This window comes from Massilia sp. W12 (assembly GCF_037300705.1).
GTDB lineage: Bacteria > Pseudomonadota > Gammaproteobacteria > Burkholderiales > Burkholderiaceae_D > JACPVY01.
On record NZ_CP147776.1, the window covers coordinates 5,620,498 to 5,634,996 of the forward strand.

General features: G+C 56.3%; 9 protein-coding genes. 5 read left to right on the plus strand and 4 right to left on the minus strand.

Translation table 11 applies throughout. The features are described from left to right. Positions 1-68: 68 nt before the first annotated feature. From V8J88_RS23115 to V8J88_RS23130, 4 genes are all read left to right on the plus strand, one after another. Complete coding sequence (locus V8J88_RS23115) at positions 69-542, plus strand: MerR family DNA-binding protein (RefSeq protein ID WP_338846636.1); 474 nt, start codon at positions 69-71, stop codon at positions 540-542. 126 nt (positions 543-668) lie between these two features. Beyond that, positions 669-2,702, plus strand: coding sequence for a Cache 3/Cache 2 fusion domain-containing protein (locus V8J88_RS23120; RefSeq protein ID WP_338846637.1), 2,034 nt, complete (start codon positions 669-671; stop codon positions 2,700-2,702). Between the two features lie 66 nt (positions 2,703-2,768). Then, a complete protein-coding gene (locus tag V8J88_RS23125) occupies positions 2,769-2,999 on the plus strand; it encodes a hypothetical protein (RefSeq protein ID WP_338846638.1) in 231 nt (76 codons plus the stop codon). Positions 3,000-3,240: 241 nt separating this feature from the next. Continuing rightward, positions 3,241-4,083, plus strand: a complete 843-nt coding sequence (locus V8J88_RS23130; RefSeq protein ID WP_338846639.1) for an MBL fold metallo-hydrolase — start codon at positions 3,241-3,243, stop codon at positions 4,081-4,083. 9 nt (positions 4,084-4,092) lie between these two features. Here the strand turns inward: V8J88_RS23130 and V8J88_RS23135 are convergent, their stop codons facing one another. From V8J88_RS23135 to V8J88_RS23150, 4 genes are all read right to left on the minus strand, one after another. Continuing rightward, entirely contained in the window at positions 4,093-9,960 is a 5,868-nt protein-coding gene (locus V8J88_RS23135) for an AAA family ATPase (RefSeq protein ID WP_338846640.1), read from the minus strand. 244 nt (positions 9,961-10,204) lie between these two features. Beyond that, complete coding sequence (locus V8J88_RS23140) at positions 10,205-11,728, minus strand: methyl-accepting chemotaxis protein (RefSeq protein ID WP_338846641.1); 1,524 nt, start codon at positions 11,726-11,728, stop codon at positions 10,205-10,207. Positions 11,729-11,808: 80 nt separating this feature from the next. Continuing rightward, a complete protein-coding gene (locus V8J88_RS23145; protein WP_338846642.1) occupies positions 11,809-12,915 on the minus strand; it encodes a patatin-like phospholipase family protein in 1,107 nt (368 codons plus the stop codon). Between the two features lie 67 nt (positions 12,916-12,982). After that, on the minus strand, positions 12,983-13,303 hold the full coding sequence (locus tag V8J88_RS23150; RefSeq protein WP_338846643.1) for a hypothetical protein: 321 nt from the start codon (positions 13,301-13,303) through the stop codon (positions 12,983-12,985). 99 nt (positions 13,304-13,402) lie between these two features. Between V8J88_RS23150 and V8J88_RS23155 the strand changes: the two genes are divergently transcribed. Then, complete coding sequence (locus V8J88_RS23155) at positions 13,403-14,479, plus strand: branched-chain amino acid ABC transporter permease (RefSeq protein WP_338846644.1); 1,077 nt, start codon at positions 13,403-13,405, stop codon at positions 14,477-14,479. Positions 14,480-14,499: the final 20 nt, after the last annotated feature.

Below are 14,499 nucleotides of genomic sequence, written 5' to 3' on the forward strand. Positions count from 1 at the left end.
GAGCTTGCAAACAGGATACACTCCGTAGCTTAGTACGGAGTCAAGCACAATCTGCAAGGAGATCGAATATGGAACAGGGTTTATTGATCGGGCAACTCGCGCGCGCATCCGGGGTTGGCGTGGAAACCATCCGTTATTACCAAAAACGCGGCCTGCTGCCGGAGGGCGATGAGCAACAGGGCGCAGCCTTCCGCCGCTATCCGGCGGCCTTGGCTGGACGCATCGGCTTTATCCGGCGCGCTCAAGGTTTGGGCTTCACCCTGGAAGAAATCAGCAGTCTGTTGCGTTTGCATGACGGTGGCGAACGCCGCGCGATACATGCTTTGGCGCAGGAAAAGTTGATAACCATCGAGCAAAAAATCAATGATTTACAGCAAATTGCCGCCGCATTACGTCCCTTGCTGACGGCCTGCGCCGACCTGCAACACTACCCCGAATGCCCGATTATTGCGACGCTGTACACGAATCCCGGTGAACAGCAAAAAATGGCGGATGGCAAAGATAGTGCTGTAAATTCCACTCAATGCACAAGCTGCGCCTGAATATTGCATCACCGCGCTGTTTACCGCCCCGCCAGGCTGCGGGGTATGATTTCCCTACAAGCCAATCGGCCAGGACTGCCCGTCCGCTGTGACACACGGCAGCCTGCCAGCATTCAGGAGCGACAGGTGAAGAATACGTTTTCTTTTGCATCAGATTGGAGTGTCGAAGCGAAATTGTCGGCGCTGAGTTTTACCCTGACTGCGGCAGTGTTTGCCGCTTTCACCTTCTTCATCGGCTTTTCCATCACCAATATGGTGGAACAGCAGGCGCGCGATGAGGTGAAAATCAAAATTCAGACGATCAGCGACATGCTGGAAGTGTTTGATGACAGTTTGCGCCTGGAAGCCAGCAGTTTCGCGCGTTTATTTGCCGGCGCCTTCCCGAATGGCATCACGCTGGACGCGCAAACCATGGATGTGGGCGGGCGCCAGGTTCCCACCTTAAAGCATGGCGAGGCCGTGCTCAATCTTGACTTTTCAATCCCCGACCGTTTTCTGGCGCAAAGCAATGTGGTGGCCACGGTGTTCGTGCGCGATGGCGAAGAATTTGTACGGGTCAGCACTTCGGTCAAAAAACAGGATGGGCAACGCGCCGTCGGCACCTTGCTTGACCGCAAAAGCCCGGCCTGGGCGCGCTTGAACGCCGGCGAAGCCTATCTCGGCAGCACCGAGCTGTTTGGCAAGCAATACATGACGCGTTACGACCCGCTTAAAGACAGCAGCGGAAAACTTATCGGCGCGCTCTTCATCGGTCTGGACTTCAATCAGCAAAGCCAGAAAGTGCGCGACAAAATCCGTGAAATGAAAATCGGCAAAACCGGCTATTTCTTTGTGCTCAACGCCAAAGAGGGCAAAGACTACGGCGTGGCGCTGGTGCATCCCGGCAAGCAAGGCAGCAGTCTGCTGGCGGCGAAAGATGCCTCGGGACGCGAATTCATCCGCAGCATGCTGGAGCAAAAGCAAGGCGTCATGGAGTACGAATGGCAAAACCAGGAGCTTGGCGAAACCATGCCGCGCAGCAAAATCGCGGTCTTCAACACATTCAAAGCATGGGATTGGCTGATTGGCGGCGGAACCTATATTGATGAATTGACCGAAGAAGCGCGCGCAGTGCGCAACCGCTATAGCGTAATCGGACTGCTGTTTGTGTTTTTGATGGCTGGCGTGCTGTATCCGGTGATTCACTATGTGGTCAGCCTGCCCTTGCGCACGGCGCGCGCGGCGGCGGAACAATTGGCCACCGGCGATTTGAGCGGGAATATCGACAGCGCGCGCAAAGATGAAATCGGCGACGTGATTCACGCCATCAATGGCATAGGCAAGGGCCTGGGCGGGGTGGTGGCCAAGGTGCGCAACAGCGCAGAGGCGATCAGCAGCGCCGCCTCGGAAATCGCGGCCGGCAATTCCGACTTGTCCGAACGCACCGAATCGCAAGCCAGTTCGCTGGAGCAAACCAGCTCATCCATGGAGCAGCTCACCGAAACCGTGAAACAAAACGCCGCGCACGCCGACCAAGCCAATAATATGGTGTTAATCGCCGCCTCGGTAGCGCAAAAAGGCGGGGCCACGGTGGCCCAGGTCAAAGAAATGATGGATGAAATTAAAGACAGTTCGCGCAAAGTGGTGGACATCATCGGCGTGATTGACGGCATCGCATTTCAGACCAATATCCTGGCCTTGAATGCGGCAGTGGAAGCCGCGCGCGCCGGCGAACAGGGGCGCGGCTTCGCCGTGGTGGCCAGTGAAGTGCGCAGCCTGGCCCAGCGCAGCGCCGCCGCCGCCAAGGAAATCAAGGTCTTGATCGGCGCCTCAGTGGCGCGGATTGACACCGGCAGCAAGATGACCGATGAAGCCGGGCAAACCATGGAAGAAATCGTCACATCGGTCGAGCGCGTCACCGCCATCATGCGCGACATCGCCGACGCCAGCCGCGAACAAAGCAATGGCATTGAGCAAGTCAATCAGGCGATACAACAAATGGATGAAATGACGCAGCAAAACGCCGCCCTGGTGGAGCAGGCCATGGCCGCCGCCGCCAGTCTGCAAGATCAATCTGAACAATTGGCCCAGACGATTCAGCAATTCAAACTGAGTGCGGAAATGTTGCAGCAACACGGGCACAGCGCGCAGCGGCCGGCGCCAGCGCGCTTATCCCGCTGAAGCTTGCGCTTTGGCGCGGCTGGCATATATTGCAAGAGGGGGAGTTTGACAGCAAAGGAGCGCATCATGAGGAAGGTATGCATAGCGGGAGCGGCAGTGTTGGCCCTGACGGTCTTGAGCGGTTGCGGCACAACCGGCGCCGGGGTGGCGGGCGCAGAAGCAGGGTATGACAGCAATGTCGATAAGGCGCAAGTAGCGGCGCTGGAAACAGTGGCAAAGCAACGCGGGGTGCGCATTTACTGGATGCAATACCCGACCAAGCCGGCCACAGCTGCGCCGGCGGCGACTACACAATAAAGCGCCAATCCGGCTGCTTGCAAGCGCTATCCAGGCTGTGGGCCGAATCCGGCCACAGCCGTCGTTTTGCTGTGTGCATGACAAGCGGGCTGCGCCTGTTTGCCACATCTCGCCCTCTCAGCAACGCGCTGCGTAAAAAACGCAATCACCCTTCCCGTCCGCGTCCGGTTTATCATGTGCCGCACAGCGGCGCAGCAAGCCGCAAGATCCAAAGCGCTGCCCATCATCACAAAGGAAGAATATGCAGGCAGGGAAAGGGCCGCCAGCCGGCGCACACTTGCGCATCCGGGTGTTAACTGAAAACCAGGCCATGTATCCGGGTTTTATCGCTGAAAAAGGACTATCGATCTTGCTTGACGATGGCGTCTCAAAGGTCTTGTTTGACACCGGGCAGGGCGGGGCGTTATTGGAAAATGCGGCGGCGTTCGGCGAAGATTTGCAGGATTTAACCCATATTGTGCTATCGCATGGTCATGCAGATCACGTTGGCGGTCTGCAGCGACTGGCGCAAAGCTTGCACGCCACACCGTATCCGCAACGCCCGTTGTTGGTGACGCATCCTGACAGTATTGCAGAACAGGCCCCGGATGCGCCCGCACAAATCTTGCCACGCAGCGCCGTACAAGCCGCATTCCCCTGCCAATTCACGCGCGCCCCATTCTGGTTGCATCCGCGCCTGCTGTTCCTGGGAGAAATTCCACGCGCGCCGCATGGCCCGCAAGCGCCACAAGGGATGCGGCATGCTGCGCACCACGCTGATGCGCCGCTGCTGGACGATTCAGCGCTGGCGTATTGCACACCGCAAGGACTGGTGGTGTTGGCCGGCTGCGCGCATTCCGGCATTTGCAATATCCTGGCGTATGCAATGCAAGTCAGCGGTGAATCAAGAGTACTGGCCGTGTTGGGCGGCTTCCACTTACGCAACGCCGGCAAAGCCGTGCTGCAGCGCGTCGCGCAATACTTCAATGATTTGCAAATCACCGCCGTGCATGCCTGCCACTGCAGCGGGGAGCGCGCCGCCAAACTGCTGCCGCAGCAAAGCGCGATTCATGCCGGCAGCGAATTAGTGTTTGCGCTGAGCTGAGCTTGAGCGTCAGGCCTTACTTTCTTTGCTGCTTTCAATCACTTGCAAGGGTAATTCAAGCTTAAAGGTGGTGCCGGCCCCCATCCTGCTTTCCACCGTAATTTCCCCTTTGAGCAAAGACGTGACAATATTAAAGCTGACAGACAGCCCCAGGCCGTTGCCGCCTTGCCCCAGCTTGGTGGTGAAGAAGGGGTCGAAAATCCGCTTCAGATGCGCTTCCGGAATCCCGCGCCCGTCGTCGGAAAACTCAATCCGCACCCGGCCATTTTGCGGCGGCCAGGCGCGCAACAGCATTTTGCCGCTCTTGATATCTTCAAAACCGTGCAGCAAAGCATTGTTGATGAAGTTGCTGATCACCTGACCATAAGGGCCGGGATAGCTGTTCAGGGAAATGCCTTCCGGGATATCCATGTGCAAGCTGTGACTGGTCTTTTTGACGCGCACCATCAGATTGTCGATGATTTCCTGACTGGTCTTGCGCAAATCGAAAACCCGTTTTTGCTCTGTGGTTTGATCCACCGCCACCTGCTTGAAGCTCGACACCAGATTCGCCGCACTGGTCAAACCCCGGTGAATAATGGTGGAGCAGTTTTGCGCCGAAGCCAGATAAGCGCGCAAATCGGTTTTTTGAATCGCGCCTGCGGCCATTTTGGCGTTAATCCCCTCGGTCGCCTCCAGCAACACCGAAGAAGACAGCAGGCAATTGCCGATAGGCGTGTTCAATTCGTGCGCCACGCCAGCCACCAGCGAACCCAAACCGGCCATTTTTTCCTGCGCCACCAATTGCTTTTGCGCCTCTTGCAAGCGCTGATACGCTTGCGCATTGTCGAGCGCCACAGCGGCATACGCCGCCAGGGTTTGCATCACATTCAAATGATGCGGTTGATATGCGTTCACGGCGTGACTTTGCACGCTGATCAAACCCAGCACCCGGTCTTTCAGCAGCAAAGGCACATACAAAACCGACGCCGGCAAAGGCCAATGGCCCACCGCATCGGCTGCATCAGGCAGCATCGGGGCTTCATGTTCGCCCAGCCATTGCGGCAACTCCGTCGCCACATCATTGAGCACGATCTCGCACTTTTGCAGCACACAGCACCACGCCAGCTGCTGCACTTCACGCAGCATTTGTTCGCCCCTGAGCGCCAGCCTGACTTCGTCCAGCACCGCATAGGGATAATCTATGCATTGCTTGTCTTCATCATAAAAGCCGATCGCCAGCATGGCCGCATCCATCAATTGGCCGATGTGGTCGCATAAAGCGCTGATGATATCGTCGCGCCGCAGACTGGCGGTCATTTTGCGCCCGATCTCACTCACCACCAGAATATTATTGTGAGCCAGTTCCAGATCGGTTTTTTGCTGCTCCACTTCATGATTTTTGCGCACCAGTTCCGCCGTGCGCTCCGCCACCTTGACTTCCAATTGGTCGCGATGTTGTTGCAGCGCGGCTTCAGCGCGCTTGCGCTCGACGTTTTCCTGTTGCAAGTGCGCCAGCAAATTCGCGCTGGCCAGGGAAATCGCGGCTTGTGAAGCCAGCACTTCCAACACCGCAATCCGGGCCGGCGTGAAGACCCCCGGCGTCAGGCGGTTTTCCAGATACAGCATACCGTCCAGATGCCCCTGCTTGAGCAAGGGCAGGCACAGCACGGAACGTGGCTTGGTGTGGCTCAGATACACATCGCCGGAATACGGGTTTTCGCCGGCGGCGTCGTCCAGCAACACTTTTTCATGCGTGCGCAAAACATATTGCAACAGCATTTCCGGCAAATCCTGATTGCTCACCGGGGTTTGCACAAAACTGACCTCCATGCCATCGCTGGAAGTTTGCGCGCACGCCTTGATTTGATAGCCGCCATTTTCCTCGTCCGGCAAAATCAGCAGACCGCGCTCGGCGCCGGCGTTTTCCACCACGATTTGCAGCAGGGTTTCTATCATGCCGTTCAATTCCAGCACGCTGGAAACGGCTTGCGAAGCCTTGATCACGCTGTTGACATCCAGCTGCCCGACGCTTTGTATATTGCGCTTATCCGCATTGCTGACGCGCGCAGCCAGACCCGGATGGCATTTTTCCAACTGCCGCTGCTTGGCGCTGGCGCCCCATTCGCCATACAAGCGATGCGCATCCAGCAAATATGTGCGGCCAACCCGTTCCAGGCCACGGCTTAAATAAAATTGCGCCGCCAATTCATGCGTCAGGGCTTCGAGTTGCACGAAATTATTGCGATAAGACAGATCAATCGCCTGCTCATAGTGACGCATCGCCTGCTCATAGCGCTGATGGATGCGGTCAATTTCAGCGCGCACCAATTGATAGCGGTTGGCGAAATTTTCCGGGCAGGACTGCGCCCATTGCGACAACTTGCGCAACTGGCGCTGCAGCAACTGATCATATTGCAGGCGCACATCCTCTTCCGCCTCGCCATAATCGGCGCAAATCGCCAAGGCGTAGAAGAAATGATGATTGGCCTCAATCAATGAAGACTTCACCGCATGCAAACGCTCTGCCGCCAATTGCGCGCTGGCCAGCGAACCCTTGATATCGCCAAACAAAAAGGAATTGATTTGCTTGATGATGTGATAGCGCGTGATGCCGGTGCCGAAATTGGCCTGCGTCAGCAAACTCAAGCCCTGGTGTTCGGAATAATGATCGTCATCAAAACCGCCGACTTCCCAGGTTAAGCCCTGCAGACAATAGGCAAATTGCTGATACAGGCGCAGCATTTGCATCACCACCGCGTTTTGACACTGGGCGACAAACGGCAGATATTGTTTGATCGCTTCCAGCACCTGTTCCAGCGTGTCGCCGTTTTCTATCCGGTTCCAGATTCCGATATGCGCACAATAGCAGGCGAACACCAGGTCGCCGGCTTCCTCGCAGGCGACAAAGCCCTGTTGCAAGATATCGACCCCGCCAGCCATCGGCTTGCGCCAGACATGCACATAATTGCCATGATTGAACAGTAAACGGCCACGCCGCTTACTGTCTTCAAAGCGCTGATTGAGGCGGATCGCCAATTCGGAAAATTCAAACGCGGTGTTGATATCCCCCTGCGACACCAGCAAAATCGCGTAGTAGGAATAGGCGTAGCAAGAGGTTTCGCTATTGCCATGCGCAAGGGAGTAATTCAGCGCCTTCAAGGCGTTCAGCGGGAATAACTGTGGCCGCGCCAGGTACAAGGTGACGGCGGATTGCGACAGCAATTCCAGCACAATCCGCACGCCGGTATCGGATTCTTCCGGCAAGTGCTGCAAATCACTGATGTTGCGCCCGGCCAGGGCCTGCTGCACAGCATGCTGTTCATGCTGTATCGCCTGGGCCAGCAGATCCGGTTCTTGCGGAAATTCAAAGCCGAACAGCTTCAAGGTCTGCAGCAAGGCCGCCACGGCTGCTTCCAGGCGGCCGGAAATCTGATACAGGGCGGCGCGCAAAATCGTGGTTTTGGCTTGATCCAGATCAGAATCCGCATGGGATTGAATCAGATTGAACGATTGATCCGCCGCGCCATAATTGCCCAGCAGGTATTCGCATTCAGCCAGCGCCAGGAATAAGCCGAAGCTCTCCTGGTAACATTCCTGCCAATGATTCTCCGGCAGCAGCGTGATGGCCTGGGAAAAATAGTTATGGGCTGAAGCATACGCCACCGCCAGCTTGGCTTTTTTACCGGCCAGCATATTCAACTGGCGCAGCCAGTTGCGCTCAGCCTGATCGGTAATCAGCTCGATTCCGCGATCAAAGTGATTCACCAGCGAGAACGGTTCTTCTTCAATCGCGCTTTCGGTCATGCGCGTGAGCAGGGTGCGGCCAATTTGCAGATGCAGCGCCGGGCGCGAATCTTCCGGCGTCAACATATAGGCAGCCTCCTGCACCCGGTCATGCTGGAAGCGGTAATTATTCCCCTGCCGCAACACCAGGCCGAGGCGCACCGCCGGCCATAAGTGCTCATGCGTGGCGCCGACCGCATGGCCATGCACCAGGGCCAGGGTGGCGACATCGCTTTGATTGCCCAGATAGGCGAACACTTTGAGCGCATCCAAGGTGTCCGGCGGCAAGCTTTGCAGCTTGTCTATCATCAGATCAACCACGTTTTCAGTGAAGCCCTTGGCGCGGATGCCGCTCAAATCCCAGCGCCAACGATTTGCGCTGACATCAAATGAAAGCAGTTTTTCATCCGCCAGGCGGGTCAAAAACTGAATCGTGAAAAAGGGATTGCCTGCGGTTTTGTCATACACCAATTGCGCCAGCGCCGGCAATTCCGCATCATCCTGCTGCACCGTATCGCGCAGCAAACTCACCACATCCTCTTCGGCCAGCGGATCGAGGCGTAAATTGGTCATCGGCACATGGGCGCTGCGCACTGCGCTCAAGGCCGCCAGCAAGGGATGGGCGGGCGTGATTTCATTATCGCGCCAAGCCCCGATCAAGAGGAAATACTGCAAGCTGCCATGGCTCATGATGTGCTGCAACAATTGCAGCGAAGCCGCATCTATCCACTGCATATCATCCAAAAACAGGATCAGCGGATGTTTCGGTGTGGCGCACACCCCGAGGAATTGGCGGAACACCATTTGAAAACGGTTTTGCGCCTCAATCGGCGCCAGATCGACCGGGGCCGGCTGCGGCCCGATGATGAATTTCAATTCCGGAATAATATCCAGCATCAACTTGCCATTGGCCCCCAGCGCCTGCATCAAGACGCTGCGCCATTGCGTCAACTCCTCTTCGCTTTGCGCCAAAATCTGGCGCACCAGGGTTTGGAATGCCGCCGCCAGCGTGGCATACGGAATATTGCGCTTGAATTGATCAAATTTGCCGGCGACAAAAATGGCGCGCGGTTGAATGATGGCTTTATGCAGTTCATTCACCAAGGCAGATTTACCGATGCCGGAATAACCGGAAACGCTGACCATCTCCAGGCTGCCGTTCACCACCCGCTCAACCGCTTGCAGCAGCTGGCTGCGCTGCTCCGCGCGGCCATACAATTTTTCCGGAATCAGCAGACGGCCCGACACATCATGCGTGCCGATTGCAAAATCATGAATCGCGCCATGGTTGGCAAGTTGCAGCTGACATTCGAGTAAATCGGCTTCAATCCCGGCGGCGCTCTGGTAGCGCTCTTCTGCGGTTTTCGCCAGTAATTTGGCCAGCATGGCCGCCAGCGGAGGCGGCAAATCGGGACGGAAACGGGTCGCCGGCGTCGGCTGGCGCGCAATATGGCAGTGCACCCATTCCATCACATCCTGCGCCACAAAGGGCAATTGCCCGGTCAGCATTTGATAAAAGCTCACGCCCAGGGAATATAAATCGCTGCGCGCATCGATAGAGCGGTTCATGCGCCCGGTTTGCTCCGGCGCCATATACGGCAGACTGGATGAGGCTGTTTCCAGCGTCAGCGGCGCTTGCTGTTCACGCGGAATCAACGAGGCCACGCCCAAACCGATCAACTTGGCTTCGCCGCTGTGCGGATCAATCAGAATATTCGCCGGTTTGATGTCTTTGTGCACAATGTCCTGCCGGTGCAAGTGCATCACGGCGCGCACCATGCCCAGCGCATAGTTCAGAAACACTGGAATGGCCAGGGGCATTTCTATCAGTTGATCAAGCGGTGTGCCGCCTGTGTCGGACAACACCAGGGCGGCATGATCCTCATGCTGGATCAGCGCCAAAGCTTGGGCATGGCCTGCGGAATTCAATTCTTGCCTCAACGCATATTCATGTTCCAGGCGCGCCACACTGGCCGCACTTGGCTTGTGGTTGGTGGAAATGGTCAATACCGGCTGTTTGTCACTGTTTCGATGCCCACGCCGGATGATGTACTCATCCGTTTCACGCAGGGTATGGGTCAGAGTAAATTCTTCGAGCACCGCTGTTCTCATTATGAAATCCGCCAACTCAATTGGCGATGAGTATGGGCCGAAGAACCCGGGCCCTGCCTGACCCATGCCTGCGCACAGCTTGCAAAGCGCCTGACAGCCGGCGCCACCAATGCGACCAACCCTGGCGCCGGGAAATGCAATATTGCGCATCCCCTGCAGCACAAGGCCTATCGTCCACTTTATACCGATCTTTTCCTGAATGCAATTTCAGTCCACCTGAAAAACGCCGCATGCCTGCGTCAGCTCATTGCAACAAGGCTTGATGCTGCAAGCCAAACATAAAGCCGCCCCAGTGCCGCCCATTCACATACACCGGCTTGGACACCAGCACAAAAATATCGCCGATATCGCGCACATAGGCTTGAAACAGAAATTCATTGGTATCCGTGCCGCAGCGCACCAGCATGGCGTTGCCGTTATGGAAGCGTTTATCGCGCGCATTCGCCGTGTTGTAGGCCACATCCCCGGTTTGCGGCTTGCAATATTTGCTGACATGGGTGGGCGGATAGGTTTCGCCCTCTGTCACCATGACCGCCAAATCACAGCCAGAGATGCTGGCGGCGACTTCATCAAACCAGGCTTGAAACAGCTTTTCATACGCCATGTCATAGCTGGTGTGATATTGCTGCGGATTGGTGCCCGGAATCGGCACATAATTTTTATCAAACACGTCATAGCCGGCTTTCACCAGCTGCTGCAGCCGTTTTTCGCACTCCTGCGTGCATTCCTGCAAGCGCACAATGATGTGGTCAAACGCTTCTTTACCGAGGCGGTACTCGCCCAGTTCGCGCATCGCGTCTTCAGCCGCTGCGGTCAATTGTTTCGAGGTCGAAATACAGGTCTGCATCATGCCCGACATTTCCAGCGACAATTTGCGCATCTGCCCGACATCGCCGTGAATTGCATGGTTATTCGTGGACAGCACATCGACCACGCTGCGGATGGAGTCAATTTCAGAGGAAACGCGCTCGCTGCCGCTGGTGAATTCGGCCAATTGGGTGGTGGCGCCGGCCATCACGCTGCAAGTTTTGCCGATGCTGTCTGCAATATTCGCCGCAACGCTGGTGGTGTGCTGAGAATGCGCCTGGATTTCCTGCACCTGTTCCGTCACGGCCACCGCCAGTGCGCGCGTGCGCTCCGCCAATTTGCGCACTTCCGCCGCCACCACGGCAAAACCGCGCCCGGCCTGCCCTGCGCGCGCCGCCTCAATCGAGGCATTGATCGACAGCAAATTGGTTTGCGCGGAAATTTCCTGGATTTCGCTCATGACTTCCAGGGTTTTTTGGGTGCCGGCCACCAGTTTGCCCATATTCGCATTGAAGCTTTGCATCACATCCGCCGCATGTCTGGCGTTGTCGTTGGCGCTGGAAATTTCCGCGCGCGTGGTTGACATGCCGTGCGCCAGATCATTGGCGAAGCCGGCGATCATATTGATTGAGGATTGCACCTCATTCACTTCCACGCTGGAGCGCTCGGTCAAATGGTAAATATCTTGCGTCAGTTTTTCCTGTTGCGTGGCGCGCTCGGTCGCATCCTTGATTTGCTTGCCGATTTGCGCCGCCTCCACTGACATGGAAATATTGTGGCGCCGCGTGACCCGCAGCAATGGCAGGGTGTGATGTTCTTTCCGGCTGAGCGCCAGCAGCCCCAGCCCGGCGCTGGCTGCCAGCAAATAGGCCAGCGCCCACCATGGGGCGCCATAGAAAAACATAATCAAGCTGCCGGCCAGGGCGAACAGCCAGAGCATTGCGAGCAGGCGCTTTTCCATCTTTCGTCATTCCCAAACGAAGGCTTGGACAGGCGCCGCAAAGCGCCCCCCAGGCCGGCCACCGCAGTGGCCGGATGCAATCAGGCTTCTTCCATTTCCGGCGAAGGCTTCAGATTCAGCCCCAGCTCCGCCTTATGCTTTTCACAGAATTCCAGCCCCGCCTCATAACCCAGCTTGTACAGCAATTCGACGTTGGAATTAGACCAATCCAACACATGTTTCCAATGCTGTTCCGGGATGTCTTTCATCAGCGGCACTTTGAGCAGTTTGCGCTTGGGCTTGCCGGTGACAGGATCCCGGTTATGCACCAGTTCAAACAGCTTGATATCGTCCTTGGTGTTTTGCACCAGCGGCGTGATGATGGAATTGACCCAGGCATCGTACAGATAGTCCGGCTTCTGGATCAATTTCTTATTGCCAAGGATTTCAAAAATCACAATGCTTTCGATATCGCGTTCGATACCTGGCGTTTTTTCATCGTCCGACACCAGCGCCTCAAAATTGAGCGAATCGACCGCCGCGCCTTCAATGTAGTCATTGCCGTTCATGTGATACGGCGGATAAATGAAGGGGAAGGCGAAGGCGGCTTTGACATGATCCGCAGTGATCTGGCCTTTATCCCAGATCTCCATGGCTTCTTTGTCCAGATTGTAAGAGCTGATATAAAACTGCTCTTTCATCTTTTTGACCTGGGCGAAATCCACTGCTTCATTGATGAAGGGCAGATGGGCGCACATGCCAAGTGAGAACGGCGTCAGATACATCGGGCTGAAGGTGCTGAGCCAGAAATTGACGATATCCGGCCACAGCCCGAATTGCGCATTCGGCGCAAACATATCGACATAGGGACGGGTGAAAGGATTGGCCAGCAACATATTGCGGTAGAGTTCCGCCCCCAGGCCCGGTTTTTGGAACACTTTATAGTCAATCGGGAACCAGCGGTAGATGGCGTCGGAAACGCCGGCCTTGGCCCAGGCTTGCAGCGATTTTTTCGCATCGCCGTTGCGCGGCGCTTTGTACAGCAGGCCCATCAAGGTACCGGCGCCAGAGGTGGAGATCACATCAAAGTGGACTTTCTTTTCCAAAAAAGCCACCAATGCGCCAGCGATCAGGCTGGAATTCGGCGCCCCGCCGCCGATCAACAAGGCGCGTTTGCCGCCCGGTTTTTTTTTCAACGATGTTGCCATAACTACCCCTTTTCATTGACATGATGAATCGTGGCGCAACTGTCTGTTTGCTGCGCACGGCGCATGTTCAGGCAGTTGTTACAGGCATTGCCGCCGCCGGTTTGCACTCTGCAAGCGAGTGAAACAGCGGCCCGTGGCGGTGCATCGAAACCGCCTCCGTTTGTAATATTAACCCAGTCTTTTCCATTTCTTGCCGGCATGTGTTGCGAAACTCGGGCGTTTTTGCGCGGAAATGGAATTGACGCAAGCGACCTTGGCAAGTCATGGTAAAACAGGCGATGCTTTTGTGCAAACCCTTGTCAGAATGGATATTTTTCGCGCGCAAGTTGTGGCTGGATGGCGGTTTTTCGCAACAAGCGTGCTTCACCCTTGCAACAAATGCCGCCATCCAGCTATTTCTTGATACTATGCAAAACGCTGGCGCGACAGCTGGGGCTGGGCGTCGCCGGCAAGATTCTTTGTGTGAAACCAGCGAACGGAGCGGCGCATGTTTTATCGGGAGTCCGGACAGTTTAAGACCAGTTATCAGGCGGACAGCCAGATTTTCCCTATCCGCCAGGATCGATACGGGATCACGCTGTTACTGCTGCTGGCGCTGGCGATCGGGGTGGCAGGCATGTTTGCGCCGCAAAGCGTGACGCCTTACCTGTTTTCAGCGATTCTGATCCCTTTTCTGATTTTTTCCCTGGCGGCGCTGGGGCTGAATATCCTGACCGGCTATTGCGGCCAGATTTCGCTCGGCAGCGCGGCCTTTATGGCGGTCGGCGCCTTTGCCTCGTATAACTTTGTGCTGCGTCTGCCCGGCATACCACTCCTGCTGGCCTTTGTGCTGGGCGGCTTGTGCGCCGCCGCTGTCGGCATCGTGTTCGGCCTGCCCTCCCTGCGCATACGCGGCTTTTATCTGGCGGCGGCGACCTTGGCGACACAATTCTTTGTGGTCTGGTGTCTGACCAAAGTGCCATATTTCACCAACAACTCCACCTCCGGCGTGATCACAGCGCAAAAAATGGAAATCGCCGGCTTCGTCTTTGAAACGCCGGCGGCCAAATATCTGCTGGTGCTGTTCATCGTGTCCCTGCTGGCGCTGGCGGCGAAAAATATGGTGCGCTCCAATACCGGGCGCAGCTGGATGGCGGTGCGCGATATGGACGTGGCGGCGGAAGTGATCGGGATCCGCCCGATGCCGACCAAGCTGCTGGCGTTTGCTGTCAGCTCCTTCTATTGCGGGGTGGCCGGCGCGCTCTACGCGTATGCCTATTTGGGCACAGTGGAGCCGGAAGCTTACAATCTCGACCTCTCCTTCCGCGTGCTGTTCATGATCATTATCGGTGGCGTCGGCTCCATCCTCGGCTCCTTCTTTGGCGCTGCATTTATTGTGCTGCTGCCGATCGGCTTGAATATGCTGGCCCACTTTTTCGGCCTGCCGAATAATGTCGCCTCGAATCTCGAATTGATGGTGTTTGGCGGGTTGATTATTTTCTTTTTGATCGTCGAACCGCATGGTCTGGCCCGCTTATGGCAGATCGGCAAGGAAAAATTACGTTTGTGGCCATTCCCGCATTAAGGTGCGCCACATCAAGCTGT

Bases quoted from the DNA above. Each gene is read 5' to 3' on its own strand.
- V8J88_RS23115 (WP_338846636.1), top strand. From the start codon at position 69: ATGGAACAGGGTTTATTGATCGGGCAACTCGCGCGCGCATCCGGGGTT.
- V8J88_RS23125 (WP_338846638.1), top strand. From the start codon at position 2,769: ATGAGGAAGGTATGCATAGCGGGAGCGGCAGTGTTGGCCCTGACGGTC.
- V8J88_RS23145 (WP_338846642.1), bottom strand. From the start codon at position 12,915: ATGGCAACATCGTTGAAAAAAAAACCGGGCGGCAAACGCGCCTTGTTG.
- V8J88_RS23150 (WP_338846643.1), bottom strand. From the start codon at position 13,303: ATGGCGGCATTTGTTGCAAGGGTGAAGCACGCTTGTTGCGAAAAACCG.
- V8J88_RS23135 (WP_338846640.1), bottom strand. From the start codon at position 9,960: ATGAGAACAGCGGTGCTCGAAGAATTTACTCTGACCCATACCCTGCGT.
- V8J88_RS23140 (WP_338846641.1), bottom strand. From the start codon at position 11,728: ATGGAAAAGCGCCTGCTCGCAATGCTCTGGCTGTTCGCCCTGGCCGGC.
- V8J88_RS23130 (WP_338846639.1), top strand. From the start codon at position 3,241: ATGCAGGCAGGGAAAGGGCCGCCAGCCGGCGCACACTTGCGCATCCGG.
- V8J88_RS23155 (WP_338846644.1), top strand. From the start codon at position 13,403: ATGTTTTATCGGGAGTCCGGACAGTTTAAGACCAGTTATCAGGCGGAC.